This window comes from Modestobacter muralis (assembly GCF_010682105.1).
GTDB lineage: Bacteria > Actinomycetota > Actinomycetes > Mycobacteriales > Geodermatophilaceae > Modestobacter > Modestobacter muralis.
This window is the reverse complement of sequence record NZ_JAAGWH010000024.1, coordinates 26288-40627: the sequence shown is the minus strand read 5'-3', so window position 1 is coordinate 40627 and position 14340 is coordinate 26288. Positions and strand designations below refer to the sequence as shown.

Annotated in this window: 16 protein-coding genes and 2 tRNA genes; 12 read left to right on the top strand and 6 right to left on the bottom strand. The window is 73.8% G+C overall.

From position 1 onward, the window contains the following. Positions 1-45: 45 nt before the first annotated feature. Both GCU67_RS10145 and GCU67_RS10140 read right to left on the bottom strand, forming a co-directional pair. The gene (locus GCU67_RS10145; protein WP_163611105.1) at positions 46-552 is read right to left on the bottom strand and encodes a MarR family winged helix-turn-helix transcriptional regulator; all 507 of its coding nucleotides are present in this window, start codon (positions 550-552) and stop codon (positions 46-48) included. A 97-nt stretch (positions 553-649) separates the two neighbouring features. Continuing rightward, complete coding sequence (locus GCU67_RS10140) at positions 650-1753, bottom strand: hypothetical protein (RefSeq protein ID WP_163611104.1); 1104 nt, start codon at positions 1751-1753, stop codon at positions 650-652. Between the two features lie 197 nt (positions 1754-1950). Between GCU67_RS10140 and GCU67_RS10135 the strand changes: the two genes are divergently transcribed. The 3 genes from GCU67_RS10135 to GCU67_RS10125 all read left to right on the top strand — a co-directional run bounded on the left by GCU67_RS10135 (position 1951) and on the right by GCU67_RS10125 (position 4641). Beyond that, positions 1951-3240 carry an alpha-hydroxy-acid oxidizing protein gene (locus GCU67_RS10135; RefSeq protein WP_338104912.1) on the top strand — a complete coding sequence of 430 codons (1290 nt, stop codon included), beginning with the start codon at positions 1951-1953 and terminating at the stop codon, positions 3238-3240. A 67-nt stretch (positions 3241-3307) separates the two neighbouring features. Continuing rightward, positions 3308-4210: a universal stress protein gene (locus GCU67_RS10130; protein ID WP_163611102.1), complete on the top strand. Its 903-nt coding sequence runs from the start codon at positions 3308-3310 to the stop codon at positions 4208-4210. Between the two features lie 152 nt (positions 4211-4362). Further along, complete coding sequence (locus tag GCU67_RS10125; protein WP_163611101.1) at positions 4363-4641, top strand: MSMEG_0570 family nitrogen starvation response protein; 279 nt, start codon at positions 4363-4365, stop codon at positions 4639-4641. A gap of 75 nt (positions 4642-4716) precedes the next feature. Here the strand turns inward: GCU67_RS10125 and GCU67_RS10120 are convergent. The 3 genes from GCU67_RS10120 to GCU67_RS10110 form a co-directional block, all read right to left on the bottom strand. Further along, positions 4717-4789, bottom strand: a tRNA-Arg gene (locus tag GCU67_RS10120). Positions 4790-4805: 16 nt separating this feature from the next. Further along, positions 4806-4890, bottom strand: a tRNA-Ser gene (locus GCU67_RS10115). 98 nt (positions 4891-4988) lie between these two features. Continuing rightward, complete coding sequence (locus GCU67_RS10110; protein WP_163611109.1) at positions 4989-6197, bottom strand: MFS transporter; 1209 nt, start codon at positions 6195-6197, stop codon at positions 4989-4991. Positions 6198-6299: 102 nt separating this feature from the next. On the opposite strand from GCU67_RS10110, the gene GCU67_RS10105 reads away from it, so the two are divergent. From GCU67_RS10105 to GCU67_RS10075, 7 genes are all read left to right on the top strand, one after another. Next, the gene (locus GCU67_RS10105; RefSeq protein ID WP_163611100.1) at positions 6300-6830 is read left to right on the top strand and encodes a CGNR zinc finger domain-containing protein; all 531 of its coding nucleotides are present in this window, start codon (positions 6300-6302) and stop codon (positions 6828-6830) included. Positions 6831-6895: 65 nt separating this feature from the next. Beyond that, complete coding sequence (locus tag GCU67_RS10100; RefSeq protein ID WP_163611099.1) at positions 6896-8326, top strand: bifunctional phosphatase PAP2/diacylglycerol kinase family protein; 1431 nt, start codon at positions 6896-6898, stop codon at positions 8324-8326. Positions 8327-8487: 161 nt separating this feature from the next. After that, positions 8488-9030 (top strand): DUF6318 family protein, encoded by a 543-nt coding sequence (locus GCU67_RS10095; RefSeq protein ID WP_163611098.1) that lies wholly within the window; start codon positions 8488-8490, stop codon positions 9028-9030. Positions 9031-9521: 491 nt separating this feature from the next. Beyond that, positions 9522-9947 (top strand): hypothetical protein, encoded by a 426-nt coding sequence (locus tag GCU67_RS21830; protein WP_246214916.1) that lies wholly within the window; start codon positions 9522-9524, stop codon positions 9945-9947. Between the two features lie 149 nt (positions 9948-10096). Continuing rightward, the gene (locus GCU67_RS10085) at positions 10097-10279 is read left to right on the top strand and encodes a hypothetical protein (protein ID WP_163611096.1); all 183 of its coding nucleotides are present in this window, start codon (positions 10097-10099) and stop codon (positions 10277-10279) included. A 160-nt stretch (positions 10280-10439) separates the two neighbouring features. Further along, positions 10440-10988 carry a DoxX family protein gene (locus GCU67_RS10080; protein WP_163611095.1) on the top strand — a complete coding sequence of 183 codons (549 nt, stop codon included), beginning with the start codon at positions 10440-10442 and terminating at the stop codon, positions 10986-10988. Beyond that, on the top strand, positions 10985-12037 hold the full coding sequence (locus tag GCU67_RS10075; RefSeq protein WP_246214924.1) for a PHP domain-containing protein: 1053 nt from the start codon (positions 10985-10987) through the stop codon (positions 12035-12037). The genes GCU67_RS10080 and GCU67_RS10075 overlap by 4 nt, the downstream gene beginning before the upstream one ends. On the opposite strand, the gene GCU67_RS10070 is transcribed toward GCU67_RS10075, so the two are convergent. Further along, positions 12002-12880, bottom strand: a complete 879-nt coding sequence (locus GCU67_RS10070) for an ATP-grasp fold amidoligase family protein (protein WP_163611094.1) — start codon at positions 12878-12880, stop codon at positions 12002-12004. The genes GCU67_RS10075 and GCU67_RS10070 overlap by 36 nt on opposite strands. 151 nt (positions 12881-13031) lie before the next feature. On the opposite strand from GCU67_RS10070, the gene GCU67_RS10065 reads away from it, so the two are divergent. Both GCU67_RS10065 and GCU67_RS22415 read left to right on the top strand, forming a co-directional pair. Continuing rightward, entirely contained in the window at positions 13032-14135 is a 1104-nt protein-coding gene (locus GCU67_RS10065) for a glycosyltransferase family protein (protein WP_163611093.1), read from the top strand. A gap of 47 nt (positions 14136-14182) precedes the next feature. Further along, positions 14183-14314: a hypothetical protein gene (locus GCU67_RS22415; RefSeq protein ID WP_276508489.1), complete on the top strand. Its 132-nt coding sequence runs from the start codon at positions 14183-14185 to the stop codon at positions 14312-14314. The last annotated feature ends 26 nt before the right edge of the window (positions 14315-14340 follow it).

Sequence of the window (14340 nt, the reverse complement as noted above, 5' to 3'; positions counted from 1 at the left end):
ACGGCGGACGGCGGACGGCGGACGGCGGACGGCGGACGGCGGACGCTACGAGCGGGGGCGGCGGGTGGCCGCGGAGACGCGCGCCAGGGCGTCGGTGACCACGGGGGCGTCGTCGCCGAGCATGGTGAGCAGGTGGGCCACCAGGTCGTCGTGGGTGGCCGTCGCGGCGCGCACCCGCTCCCGGCCGGAGTCGGTGAGCCGGGCGTGCAGCAGCCGCCGGTCCTCCCCCAGCCGCTCGCGGGTGACCAGGCCGTCGTCCACGAGCCGGTTGACGGTGCTGGTGATGCCCGGGCGGCTCAGCCCGACCGCCTCGGCCAGGTCGCCCATCGACGCCCACTCCTCCGGCGACTCCGCCACCCGGCGCAGCACCTCGAACCCGGTCAGCGACAGCCCGTGCTGGCGGTGCAGGGCAGAGTCCACGCGGTGGGTGATGCGGTCGTGCACCTGCACGATGCGCAGCCAGGTCTCGGTGGCGCTGGGCCCGGCCGCAGCGAGGCCGCGCACGTCACGGGGCACGCCTCGGGGCGGCGCGCCGTCGTGCAGGCGGTCCATGTGCTGGTCCATGAGCGGGTCCACGTCTCCGTCGGGGTGTCGGTGCGGGATGTCGGTACGGATCATCCGGCCGGTGTGGCCGGGGTGGCCCGGCGGCTCAGCGGTCGGCGTCGGCGTGCCGGCCGCGGGAGCGCCGCGCGCTCATCAACCCGAGCGTCCCCGCCGCACCGACCAGCGCCAGTCCGGCGGCGACCGCAGCCGGTGAGCCGGTGCTCTCCGGTACCACCCCGTCGCGGGCGGCCACGTCGAGGTCCAGCCCGGCGGTCGCGGCCGAGTCGCTGCCGGTGAACTGCACCGTGGTCGAGCCCAGGGCCGCGCCGCGCGGGATCTGGACGACGGTCTCCACGCTGCCGTCGGCGGCTGCGGTGACGGTGGTCAGCGGCTCGTCGACGCCGGGGATCGTCACGGCCACCGGCTCGCCGGCAGTAAAACCGGTGGCCCGGACGGTCACCACACCGCCCGGGGAGACGGCGGCCGCGGAGCTGCTCGCGGCCGGGACACTGCTGGCCGGGCCGCTCGCGGTGCCGGGGCTGCTGGTACGCGGTGGGGCACTCGTGTCCGGCGTCCCCGTCGGCGTCCCACCGGTGGGCCCGGGCGTGGTGCCGGACGTGCTGCCGGGCGTCGTCCCGGGGGCGGAGGTCGCCGGGTCGGACGACGGCGAGCTGCCCGGCCCCGTGGTGGCCGGTACGCCCGGGGAGCCCGGTGCGCCGGTGGTCGGCGGGGTGGTCTCCGGCCCCGCGCTGGTGACGGGCCCGGGCTCCGCCGAGGTGGCCGGCGGGGCGGTGCCGGTCGCGGACGGGGGCGCGGCCACCAGCGCACAGTCCTCGGCGCTCGGCCGGGTGTAGGTCTCCAGGTCCAGCGGGGTCTCCGGCGTCCCGTCGCCGGCCGTGACGGCGACCTGGACGTCGACGGTCTCGCCCCAGCCGATCGGCTCGCTGACCAGCTCGACCTGCTGACCGGCGGCGAGCACCGCGGAGGCCTGCTCGTCGCCACCGTTCACCACGAGCGCGACCCGGTGCGGCTGGGTGCCGTTGGTGACCAGCGCGCGGACGACGTCGGGGCCGCAGCTGGGGCCGTGGGTGACCGTGGCGGTGGGCCGGCGCGCGTCCTCCATCGCGGCGGCGGGGGTGGCGAGGGCGACCCCGCCGGCGACCAGCGAGAGGACGGCGACGACCAGGACACGCGGGTACGACGTCGGCACCGCGGACCCCCGATCTCGCCAGCCGGAGGGCGACTGCCCCGACACCCTGGCTGCACTGCCCCGATCATCTCCGCTGCATGCGCTCAGTTGCCGCTCCGTCACTCCAGTCACTTCCGTGTCGCGCGCGTGTCGCGACGGGCGTGTCGCACCGTCAGGTGCATGAGGGCCCGCGAGACCCACGTCACTACGGTGGTCCCGTGAGCTCAGCGGCCGGGACGGGACGGCGACGGCAGGACGCGGTCTACCGGGCCGGCGTGTACGGCCACACCCCGCGCGTGCCCACCAGCTACCGCGCCCTGGCCCGCGAGGCGCGACGCCGGCTGGGCGCCCGTGCCCACGACTACGTCGCCGGTGGCGCCGGCGACGAGGACACCCAGCGCGCCGACCGGGCGGCCTTCGACCGCTGGTCGGTGGTGCCCCGGGTGCTGCGCGACGTCAGCTCCCGGGACACCTCGGTCGAGCTGTTCGGACGGCGACTGCCCGCACCCGTGCTGCTCGGTCCGGTGGGCGCCCTGGAGCTCGTGCACCCCGAGGCCGACCTGGCCGTGGCCCGGGCCGCCGCCCAGCTGGGCGTGCCGATGGTCTTCTCCAACCAGGCCTCGGTGCCGATGGAGACCACCGCCGCGGCGATGGGCGACGCGCCGCGCTGGATGCAGCTGTACTGGTCGAGCTCCGACGAGCTGGTCGCCAGCCTGCTGGGCCGGGCGGAGGCCAGCGGCTGCGAGGCCGTCGTCGTCACCCTCGACACCACGATGCTCGGCTGGCGCCCGCGCGACCTGGACCTCGGCCACCTGCCCTTCGCCCTGGGCAAGGGGATCGCGCAGTACACCTCCGACCCGGTGTTCCGCGGGCTGGTCGTCGAGCGGGTCGCCGCCTCGGCCAGCACCCCGCGGGACCCGCAGCCCCGGCCCACCCCGGCCGCGGTGCGCGCACTGGTCGGCATGGCCCGCGCCTGGCCCGGCCCGCTGCTGGAGAACCTGCGCTCCCCGCTCCCCCGGGTCGCGGTGGAGACCTTCCTGGCTCTCTACTCCCGGCCCTCGATCACCTGGGACGACCTGGCCTTCCTGCGGGAGCACACCCGGCTGCCGATCGTGCTCAAGGGCGTCCTGCACCCCGACGACGCCCGGCGCGCGGTCGACGAGGGCGTCGACGGCTTGGTGGTCAGCACCCACGGCGGACGCCAGGTCGACCGGTCGATCGCCGCACTGGACGCCCTGCCCGACGTGGTCGACGCCGTCGCCGACCGGGTGCCGGTGCTGCTGGACAGCGGAGTGCGCAGCGGCGCCGACGTGCTGGTCGCCGTCGCGCTCGGCGCCCGCGCGGTGCTGCTGGGCCGCCCGTTCGTCTGGGGCCTGGGGCTGGCCGGGGAGGACGGCGTCCGGCAGGTGGTGGACGACGTGCTCGCCGAGTTCGACCTGACCCTGGGGTTGACCGGCCACACCGCGGTCGACCAGCTCTCCCGTGAGGTGCTGCGACGCCGGTCCTGAGCCGCCCGGTGGCTCCCCGGCGCCCGCCGGGAGAGGCTGGGGACACCCCGCTGCCGAGGAGGCCACGATGACCGTCCTGCTGGGCTGGGAGGCCGCCGAGCACGGCGGCGGGGACGACGCCGCGCTGCGGCTGGCCGTGCGGCTGGCCCGCGCCGAGCAGTCGTCGGTCGTGGTCACCACGGTCGTGCCGCCGGACCCGGCCACCCCGGTCGCGTCCCGGCTGGACCGGGAGTACCTGCAGTGGCGCGCAGCGCTGACCGCGACCCGGCAGGCCGAGGCGCTCACCGCGCTGCGGGCGGCCGGGGTCGACGACGTCCGGACGGCGGTGGTGCCGGCGTCCTCGGTGCCCGCGGGGCTGGTCGAGGCGGCGTCCACCTACCGGGCGCGGCTGCTGGTGCTGGGCGCGGCGGCGGAGGCCCCGGCCGGGCGCTTCGCGGCGGGGTCGGTGGCCGAGCGGCTGCTGCACAGCTCGCCGGTGCCGCTGGCGCTGGCGCCGCGCGCCTGGTCGGCCGACGCCGCACCGGCCCGGCTGACCTGTGCGTGGGCCGGGACGGCGCGGTCGGCGGAGGCGCTGGCGGCGACCCTGGGGTTCGCCGACAGGTGGCGGGTGCCGGTCCGGCTGGTCACCTTCGTGCCCGAGCGGGCGGCGCTGCTGCCCTCCGGCGGCGGGGACCGGCTGGAGCACGTGGTCAGCGAGGAGTGGGCCGGGCAGGTGCAGGGCGCGCTGGACGAGGTGGTGGCGGACTGGCCCGGGCCGGGTCCGGCGCCGAGGACGCTGCTGGCCCGCGGCGCCGGCTGGGCCGGGGCGGTGGCCGAGGTGCCCTGGGCTCCGGGCGACGTGCTGGTGGTCGGTTCCTCGCGCCTCGGACCACCTGGCCGGGTGTTCGTGGGGTCGACCGCGACGAAGGTCCTGCGGGCGGCGACGGTGCCGCTGCTCGTCGTCCCGCGCGGCACGCCGACGACCCCTTGACTCGTACGTGTGCCGTGGGTCACAGTGAGGTGCGGGTGGGGGAAGCCGGTACACATGGCCATCCAGTTCCTGGGGATGGACCGACCAACGCGGCCAGACCGTCAGGGCCGGCCCCCCGCCCGCCACACACCTCCCTGACGCACACTCAGTTCGTGCCCGAGGTGGAGTTCGACGTCCGCTGGCCGGACGGGTCGCAGCAGTGGGTCTACTCGCCCTCGACCGTGGTCGAGGACGTCTTCACGGCCGGGGTGGCGTACCCGGTGGGCGAGTTCGTCGCACTCACCCGCGAGGCGATGGGCGAGGCCAGCCGCCGCGTGCAGGAGCGCTGGGGCTTCCCGTGCTCGCGCGCCGCCGCCACGCTCGCCTCGGTCGAGGCCACTGCGGCCCGGTTCCCGACCGGCGAGGTACAGGTCGCCGGCTTCCGCCGCTGAGGGCACGGCCCGACAACACGAACGGCCCCGCTCCTCACGAAGAGGTACGGGGCCGTTCGCTGTCTCAACCAGACGTGCACCCGAAGGGACTCGAACCCCTAACCTTCTGATCCGTAGTCAGATGCTCTATCCGTTGAGCTACGGGTGCGTGTTCAGTTGTTGCGCGGAGGCTCCGGGATTTGAACCCGGGATGGTTTTACCCAAACCGCATTAGCAGTGCGGCGCCATAGGCCACTAGGCGAAGCCTCCCGGGGCCCGGGTCTCCCCGGAACCACCGAGAAGGAAGGCTACCAGTGCCCGGCGCCCGGGTTCCACGGGGGTGGCCGACCGGGCGCCGGGGCACCGACTCAGGCATGGACGACGTCCCGCCGGGGCGCTGCCGGCAGGCTCGGACCCCGCCCGGGGACCAGCGTCACCGCCACCGCGACGGCTGCGGCGACGGTGGCCATGACGAGGGCGCCGGCCACGCCCCAGCGGCCCTCGATGAGCGCACCGCCCACCGCGGCGCCGATCGCCGAGGCCCCGAAGGCGACCGTGGACAACCAGGTGAACGCCTCGGTGACCGCGGACGCCGGGGCGATCGAGCCCACCAGCGAGCTCTGCACGGTCAGCGTCGGCGCGATCGCCGTCCCGCCGAGGAAGAGCAGCGCACCCAGGACCCACGGGCTGGACACCGCGGCGAGCGGGGCCAGGCCGATGGTGACGCCGAGCAGGCCCCAGCGGTACTGGCGCGGCAGCGAGGCGCTGAGCACGCGGGCGCCGAACCAGAGCCCGCCGAAGGTGGACCCCAGTGCCCAGACGGCCAGCAGCAGACCGGAGATCCCCGGTGTGCCGGCGGCGTCGGCGAAGGCCGGGACGGCGACCTCGAGACCGCCGACGGCGAGCATCAGCGCCGTCCCGCTGAGCAGGACGCGCGGCATGCCGGGCAGGGTCACGGTGGCGAGGAGCCGGCGACGGGGGGCGGCCACCGGCCGCCAGGCCCGCATCGGCGCGCTGGTGGCGACACCGAGCGCGCCGGCGATCCCGAGCACGCCGGCGACGGCCAGCGCGACGGCCGGGCTCAGCAGGAAGGTGAGGGTGGCCACCAGCGTGGGGCCGGCGACGAAGACCAGCTCGGTGAGCGTGGCGTCGAGGGCGTAGGCGGTGGGGCGGACCTCCGGGGCGACCCGGGACCAGAGCGCGCGCACGGTGCCCGAGACCAGCGGGGTGCTCATCCCCACGGCGGCGGCCGCGGCGAACATCGCCGGGACCGGGGCGTCGCGCAGGACGACGACGGCCACGGTGGTCAGCAGCAGCGGGTAGGCCAGTGCCTGCAGGAGCAGGACCGGGCGCGGGCTGCGGCGGTCGGCGAGCCGACCCAGCACGGGCGCGACCATCGCGGTGGCGATGCCGAAGGTGGCGGAGATGCCGCCGGCGATCGCGTAGGAGCCCGTCTGTTCCTGCACCATGAGCAGCAGTGCCAGGGGCACCATCGCAGACGGCAGTCGCCCGGCGAAGGCGGACAGCAGCAGCACCGGAGCAGACGGCAGCTGCCACACGGCGAGGTAGGAACGCATGAACGGACTCACTTCAGCACAGTCGAGACGGGGAATCGTAGGGGTCCAACACCGGTTGACCCCCTACAGCATCCCGACGGTAGCACGAGGGTAGGGAGTCAAATGGACTACGACACCTACGGGTCGAACGCCGTCGAGCTGGCCATCGACCTGGCGAACGTCGACCGGGCCGATCCGACCTGGGTGCACACGTTCCTGGTCGCCCACGACGAGTGGTGGACCGAGGGCACGGCCCTGGAGCTGACCAGTGCCGAGGACGAGGCGGTGGGGCAGACGTCGGCCCTCGTGCGCGAGGTCGCCCTGGCCGGGAGTCAGCCCGAGGTGATGACCCGGCTGAACGCCCTGCTGGCCCTGGCCTCCCCCAGGCCCTACGCCACCGACCACGACGGCGAGCTGCACCTGCACTACGCCCGGCCCGACGCCGGGGCGGTCGAGCAGCTGACGACCACGGTGGCCATGGGCCTGTCGCAGGTGGTCGTGCAGCACGGCTGGCAGCGGCTGGGGGTCTGCTCGGCCGAGGGCTGCGGCAACGTCTACGTCGACACCTCGCGCAACGCCAGCCGCCGGTACTGCTCCAACACCTGCTCCAGCCGCTCGACCGTCGCCGCCTACCGGGCCCGCCAGCGCACATGACCCCTCGGGGTGTGGAGTCCCAGCGCTCGCATCCCGTCGCGCTGGGACTCCACTAGCGTCCGCGCATGGCCTCACCCCGCCGCTGGGACGCGATGCTGCTCGAGCGCGTCGGCCGACTGCCCACCACGCGGGTCGACCGCTGGCTGCGCCGGCTGTCCACCTTCGCCGACCACGGCAAGCTCTGGCTGGTCCTCGCCCTGGCGCTCGGGCTCCAGCGCGGTCAGCAGCGGCGCGGCGCCGTCCGGGGACTGGGGTCGCTGGCCTTCTCCAGCGCGCTGGTCAACGTCGTCCTGAAGCGGGTCTTCGGCCGGGTACGGCCGGACCTGACCACCGTGGCGACCGACCGGTCGCTGCGCCGCGCGCCGCACACCCTCTCCTTCCCCAGCGGCCACTCGGCGTCGGCGGCGGCCTTCGCCACCGGCGTGGCGATGGAGAGCCCGCTGGCCGGTGCGCTGATCGCGCCGGTGGCGCTGGGCGTCGGCTACTCCCGGGTGCACGTCGGCGTGCACTACCCGGGCGACGTGCTCGCCGGCATGGCGGTCGGCGGCGCGGTGGCCGCTGCCACGCAGCACTGGTGGCGGGTGCGCCCGACCGACCCGGCCCGGGTCCGGACGGCGTGGGACGCCCCGGCACTGCCCGAGGGCGAGGGGCTGGTGATCGCAGTGAACCCGCGGTCCGGGCGCGAGGACTACTCCCCCGCCGCCGACATCGCCGAGCTGCTGCCGCGGGCCGAGGTGCTCGAGCTGACCGAGGACGCCGGCGTGCGCGAGCTGCTGGGCGAGGCGGTGCGGTCGGGGCGGGCCAGGGCGCTGGGCGTGGCCGGTGGCGACGGCAGCGTCGCGGCCGCCGCGGCGGTGGCGCTGGAGGCCGGGCTCCCGCTGGCCGTGGTGCCGGCCGGGACGCTCAACCACTTCGCCCGCGACCTCGGGGTGGCCACGCCGCGGGAGGCAGCGGCCGCGGTGGTGCACGGCTCGGCCGTGCAGGTGGACGTCGCCGAGGTCAACGGCGTCCCGTTCCTCAACACCGCCTCGATCGGCTCGTACCCGGAGATGGTCGAGCGCCGCGATGCGCTGTCGGGGCGACTGGGCAAGTGGACTGCGCTGAGCGTCGCCGCGGCGCAGGTGCTGCGGCACGGGTCGCCGGTGGAGCTGCAGGTCGACGGCAAGCGGATCTCCGCCTGGATCCTGTTCGTCGGCAACGGCGTCTACGTGCCCCGCGGCATGTCACCGGCCTGGCGTCCGCGGCTCGAGGACGGACTGCTGGACGTGCAGTACCTGCGTGCCGACCTCCACTTCGGCCGCACCCGGGCGGTGCTGGCCACGTTGTTCGGGGTGAGCGAGCACAGCCGCACGTACGCGCAGTTCCAGGTCGCGGAGCTGCGGGTGCGGTCACTGTCGGGACCGCAGCAGGTGGCCTACGACGGGGAGACCGGCGACTTCGCGACCGAGTTCGTGTTCCGCAAGCGCCAGCGGCTGACCGTCTACTGCGAGCGCTGACAGCAGAGCCCTGCCCCCCACCGGGGGCAGGACTCGACTGTCCACAGTTCGGCCTTTCGGGCGACGCGGACAGGGCGCTGAGCTGCGTAGTGTCCGGTGGACTTTCTGGACGTACGGGAGGACGACGGATGCGGTGGGGGCGAACGGCTGCAGCGACAGCCGTGGCGATCGCGGTGCTCACGAGCTGTTCGAGCGGAGAGACGGCGAACGAGACCCTGCCCCCGGTGTCGTCGTCAGCTGCCCCGACGAGCGACACCCTCCAGCCGCTGGGTCCCCCTGACCTTCCTATGCCTATGGAAGCAAGACAGCAGAGCGAAGCTGGCGCACAAGCTTTCCTCCGCTACTACATGCAGCTCTACAGCGCCGCACAGGCCTCTATGAATGCTGATTACCTAGATCAGTTCAGCCAAGATTGCGCCACTTGCGACCGGATCATCGAGGAGATTCGACAGGATGCCGCAACTGGCTACTCATATCGCGGTGGCCAAATCTCAGTCGACTACCTGGATAGCAGTCCTGTTAAGGGCTCAGTAGTTGAGGCTGTCCTATCGATCAGACAATCACCGCTCACAGTTATCGACTCCACGGGCCAACCGATTCCAAGCTTGATCTTTGATGAGCGGACCAGCTCCGGTTCCGGAGCACTGCTTGGATGGGACGAGACCACCAACAGCTGGGTGTTGAATCAGTGGGACGTCAACTAGGGCATCGAGCCGCCGCGCCACTGGCGGTGGTCGCTCTCATCCTTGGATTCATGGCGTGGGCCACAGCGCCCGCCATTGCGGATTGCCGAGGCCTCTCCTGCACTCCTGAGACTGGACTCAGTGGTGGCGCCGTCAACCTGACAGCCGGAGACATCGTTGGCCCCGACGAGTCGGGAAATTACAGCGCCCAACGCGCTGTGGCGACCGGGCCAGTCCTATATACCTGGCGACTCCGCACACCTTGCGAGGTTGACGACCTAGCACTGGGCGGTTGCCAGCCTGGCGGCGAAACGTGCCCAGTCGCCGAAGGACGCGTCATCACCTACTACGTTGTCCAGCGTCAAAGACTGGTGCAGCCGGGAGCTCAGCCTGAGGATGCACCGCCACCGCCACCCGATGCCGAAGTCGGGTCGGCTTATGGTGCGTGGCTACCTTTCGCGACAGCCTGCGTCGACATCACCGACCTCAACCCGCCGCCGTCGCCGGACGAGGTGTTCCGCTACTTCCAGACCCTCCCCCTGCCGCAGCTGACCACCCGCCAGCAGCCGCCCGGGGAGGCGCTCGTCGGGCTGCCGGTCATCTTCTTCACCGACAGCCCCACGACGCAGGTGTTCACCGTCGACATCCGCGGCTTCGCCGTCACGATCACCGCTCGGGCGACGTCCTTCGCCTGGACCACCGGCGACGGCACCACGCTGATCACCACCGACGCCGGTGCGCCCTACCCCGACCAGACGATCACGCACGACTACGCCGCCGGCACGTACACCGCCGGCCTCACCACCACGTGGGGCGGCACGTTCTCCGTCGACGGCGGCGCGGCAGCCGACGTCCCGGGCACGACCACCACGGACGGCGCCCCGGCGACCTTCACCGTCCGCGAGGCACGCGCCGTGCTGACCAACCCCTACGACTGACCGGATCGACCCACCAGCAAGAACTGTGCCACCTGGTCGATCGGGCGGTGGAGCGACCACGTCACACCCCAAGACGCAGCACAGACTTTGGCATGACTTGCCGGACGATCGTGCATCGGACCGCAACCCTGGACGACTAGACAGGACACGTGGTCATCGCCGTCATCTCCGCCGTCTGGGTCACCGCCTCCGCCGGGCTCGCGCTGGTGGTCGGGCGGGGCATCCGCACGGCCGACGCGCGTGCGCCGTTCACCGACCACCTCATCGGCCTCCCGGTGGAGCTGACCGTCGCCGCCGTCCTCGGCGCGCGGACCGCCCAGCCCAGCCTCTGACGGTCCGTCGTCCGCCGGCCCGACCCCGACGGCGGCAGCAGCGCCCGACGCTCGCCCAGCGATGATCGTCACTTCTCACTACGGTCACTCAGCAGGAGGTTGTCCCGGTCAGCACCGGGGAACCGCACTGCAGACGTCACCGATGGGAAGAGGTATCTCCATGTTGGTCCGCCGGATCGCCCGGCCCTTGATCGCCGGCACGTTCCTCTACGGGGGCATCGACACCCTCCGGCACCCGCAGAGCCGCGTGCCCGGTGCTGCCCCGATCGTCGAGCAGCTCACCGAGATCGCCGACAAGCAGCTCCCCGTCCAGGTCACCCACGACGTCGAGCAGTGGGTGAAGTTCAACGCCGCCGCCCAGGTCGGCGCCGGCTCCCTGTTCGCGCTGGGCCGCTTCCCGCGCTTCTCCGCCCTCGTGCTGGCCACCTCGCTGGTGCCCACCACGCTGGCCGGTCACCGCTTCTGGGAGCACACGGACCCGAAGGAGCGCTTCGGGCAGACCAGCAACTTCCTGAAGAACACCTCGATGCTCGGCGGATTGCTGCTCGCCGCCGTCGACACCGAGGGCAAGCCGTCGGTCGGCTGGTGGGCCCGTCGCAGCGCCACCGCCGCCGCCGCTGCCGCCGAGGCCAGCTACACCAAGGCCTCCAAGAAGGCCGCCAAGGCGCAGAAGCGGGCCAGCAAGCAGGTCAAGAAGGTCGGCCGCTGAGCACTGCACCACTGCCGCCCGCGGGCGCGCTCCGGAGGATCGCCTTCCTCCTGGAGCGCGCCCGCGAGCCGTCGTACCGGGTGAACGCCTTCCGCACCGCGGCAGCCGTGGTCGCCGGCCTGGACGACGCCGAGCTCGACCGGCGGGTCCGCACGAAGACGCTGACCGAGCTCAAGGGCATCGGCGACAAGACGGCCGCGGTGGTCGTCGAGGCGCACCGCGGTGAGCTGCCGGCCTACCTCCGCGGGCTGGAGGAGACGTACGCCGAACTCGCCCCGCTGGCCGACGAGGCCGCAGCCCTGCGCGCCGCGCTCAAGGGCGACCTGCACGCGCACTCGGACTGGTCCGACGGCGGCAGTCCGATCCGCGACATGGCCGAGGCGGCCCTCTCCATCGGGCACGAGTACCTCGCCCTCACCGACCACTCCCCCCGGCTGACCGTCGCCAACGGGCTGAGCCCGCAGCGGCTGGAGCAGCAGCTGGACGTCGTCGCGGCGCTGAACGCCGAACTGGCGCCCTTCCGCGTCCTCACCGGCATCGAGTGCGACATCAACGTCGACGGCAGCCTCGACCAGGTCGACGAGCTGCTCGGCCGCCTCGACGTCGTCGTCGCCAGTGTGCACTCCGACCTGCGCGCGGCCAGCGCCCAGATGACCGAGCGCATGCTCGCCGCCGTCGAGAACCCGCACACCGACGTCCTCGGGCACTGCACCGGCCGGCTGGTCATCGGCCGCCGGCAGCGCAACGGCAGCCAGAAGCCCCGGCCCGAGAGCCAGTTCGACGCCGACGCCGTCTTCCGGGCCTGCGTCGAGCACGGGACCGTGGTGGAGATCAACTCCCGCCCCGAGCGGCTGGACCCGCCGCGGCGCCTCCTCACCCAGGCCGTGGAACTGGGCTGCGACTTCGCCATCGACACCGACGCGCACGCCCCCGGTCAGCTGGACTGGCAGGACAACGGCTGCACCCGGGCCGTCGAGTGCGGCGTCCCGGCCGACCGGGTGGTCAACACCCTGTCAGCGGACGCCCTGCTGGCGCGCACGCACGGCTGACCGCGCCGGCAACCGCCACCACCGGCCCAGCTGCTCGTCGAGCACCGGGTCGAAGGCGTCGAGCCCGCCACCGGGGTAGGGCGTGAGCTCGCCGAACCACACCTCACCGTCGACGTCGAACAGGTCGACGCGCACGAAGTCGAAGGCCGCGCCCAGTGCCTCGGCCACCTTGGTCATCTCCGCCAGCCCGGCCGGCGGCGCGGTGACCGGCCCGGCGGCGACGGTCTCGGTCACCGTCACGGGCCGCCAGTCGGGGCCGTAGAGCCGCCGCTGGTGGGACCCGAACCGGCCGGTGTCCACCTGGACGAGGCGCACCCGGCCACCGAAGACGAGGAACTTGTGGTCGGCGGGCACGGCGCCGTCCGCGCCGATGAACTCCTCGACCAGCAGCAGGCGGCGCGCCTGGCTGTAGACCCACTCGCCGCGGTCGCGGAACAGCGGCTCGTCCAGCCAGCCGGCCGTGAGGCGCCGCAGCTCGCCGACGTCGGGCGTCCCGGTGCCGATGTGCACCCGCATGGTGCCGTGGTTGGACTTGAGCACCCAGCGCTCGGGCAGCGCGGCGTCGGCCAGCGTGGCGAGGTCGGTGCCGGTCCACAGCACGCGCGGCACCTGCACGGCCGGCACCACCTCGGCGGCGTAGGCCTTCATCGCCAGCTTGTCGCCCAGCTGCCCGATCAGCGGCCGGCGGTCGTGCACCACCCGCCAGTTGACCTTCTCGGTGAACGTTCGCGGTGGACGGCCCGGCCAGCGGCCGTGCGCCCGCCGGTAGAGCACGGCCCGCTTGGCGCGCAGCGGCAGCCGGACGAGGACGGCGTCCGGCAACGACGCGGCGATCGGACGCACACCACCAGTCTGCCGGGGCGCACCGCGGGCCCTCCTTCTAGGGTGCAGCCGTGACCTCCGGAGGCCTGCGCTGAACACCACGTCGGACCCCCGCCCCGGGATCGGCTTCCTCGCCAAGGACCCGTGGAACCCCGCGATCCGTCGCGAGCACATGATCGCCGCCCAGCTGGTCCGCCGCGGCATGCCCGTGCGCTTCGTCCAGGCCCCCAGCGACTGGCGCCGGCTCACCACCGACCCGGGCAACTGGACCCGGCACGTCGGGCGCGGCCACTTCCTCCCCGTCGCCCCCGGCATCGAGGTCTCCGAACGCTCCACCCTGCGGCCGGGACTGCGCGGCCCGGTCGCCGAGCGGGTCGACGCGGCCCTCTACAACCGGTTCCTGCGCCGGTCGGACTGGGCCGAGCAGCTGACCGTCGTCATGTTCCCGTGGGAGTGGCGGGCCACCCGCGGCCTGAGCGGCCGGGTGGTCTTCGACTGCACCGACGACTGGGCGCGACTGCTCCCCCAGGCCCGCGGACTGCGCGACCAGCTCCGCCGGATCGCCGACGAGGCCGACGAGGTCGTGGTGGTCAACCAGGTGCTCGCCGACCTCTTCCCCGGCCGCACGCCGGTCGTCGTCCCCAACGGCACCGACGAGCAGCTGCTCACCGCCCCCCGCACGGTCCAGCGGGTGCCGCGGTCGGCGGTCTACGTGGGCAGCATCGCCGAGCGGTTCGACGTCGACCTGGTGCGGTCGGTGCTCACCGCCCTGCCGGACTGGACGCTCACCGTGCACGGCCAGCTGGTGTTCCCGCTGCGCGCGCAGGCTGCGGCCGAGGAGTTCCTCGGGCTGGAGCGCGAGTTCCCCGGCCGGTTCCGCTACGCCGGGTTGCTCTCCCGCGACCGGCTCCCCGAGGTGCTGGACGCCGCGGCCGTCGGGCTGATCCCCGACGTGGCCAGCCGCGCCCTGGGCCAGTCGTCGATGAAGACCTACGACTACTGCTCGCGCGGCGTCCCGGTGGTCGCCACCGCCGGCCACCTCGAGCACAGCAGCGACGTCCCGCCGCACACCTACGTGGTGGACGGCGCCGCCGCCATGGCCGAGGCCGTGCAGGCCGCCGCCGACGAGCCGGCCGGCTGGGTCGCGGACCGGATCGGCTGGGCAGGCGCGCGCACCTGGGACCGCCGCACGGACGCCTGGCTGGACGCCACGCTGGGAGATCGTCCGCCCGCTGTGACAGGAGTGCACCCGTCACCATCTCGTAACGCCGAGTGACCGAGTGTCGCCGGTGCAGGACGGCGCCGCGGCCATAGCGTGCCGCCATGACGAGCACCGCGCCCGCCCCGGTCGACCCCGCACTCGCGCTGGCCGACGCCCTGCAGTCCGGTTTCGCCGCACAGCGCGCGGGTCACCAGCGCGTGAAGCTGCCGGTGAGCCGACCGGCGACCCGCTGACCCCTGACTGACCGGTCCCGGGCTGC

Excerpts from the sequence above, each read along its gene's own strand:
- GCU67_RS22415 (WP_276508489.1), top strand. The coding sequence starts at position 14,183 with ATGACGAGCACCGCGCCCGCCCCGGTCGACCCCGCACTCGCGCTGGCC.
- GCU67_RS10080 (WP_163611095.1), top strand. The coding sequence starts at position 10,440 with ATGTTGGTCCGCCGGATCGCCCGGCCCTTGATCGCCGGCACGTTCCTC.
- GCU67_RS10105 (WP_163611100.1), top strand. The coding sequence starts at position 6,300 with ATGGACTACGACACCTACGGGTCGAACGCCGTCGAGCTGGCCATCGAC.
- GCU67_RS10100 (WP_163611099.1), top strand. The coding sequence starts at position 6,896 with ATGGCCTCACCCCGCCGCTGGGACGCGATGCTGCTCGAGCGCGTCGGC.
- GCU67_RS10130 (WP_163611102.1), top strand. The coding sequence starts at position 3,308 with ATGACCGTCCTGCTGGGCTGGGAGGCCGCCGAGCACGGCGGCGGGGAC.
- GCU67_RS10145 (WP_163611105.1), bottom strand. The coding sequence starts at position 552 with ATGGACCGCCTGCACGACGGCGCGCCGCCCCGAGGCGTGCCCCGTGAC.
- GCU67_RS10110 (WP_163611109.1), bottom strand. The coding sequence starts at position 6,197 with ATGCGTTCCTACCTCGCCGTGTGGCAGCTGCCGTCTGCTCCGGTGCTG.
- GCU67_RS10065 (WP_163611093.1), top strand. The coding sequence starts at position 13,032 with ATGATCGCCGCCCAGCTGGTCCGCCGCGGCATGCCCGTGCGCTTCGTC.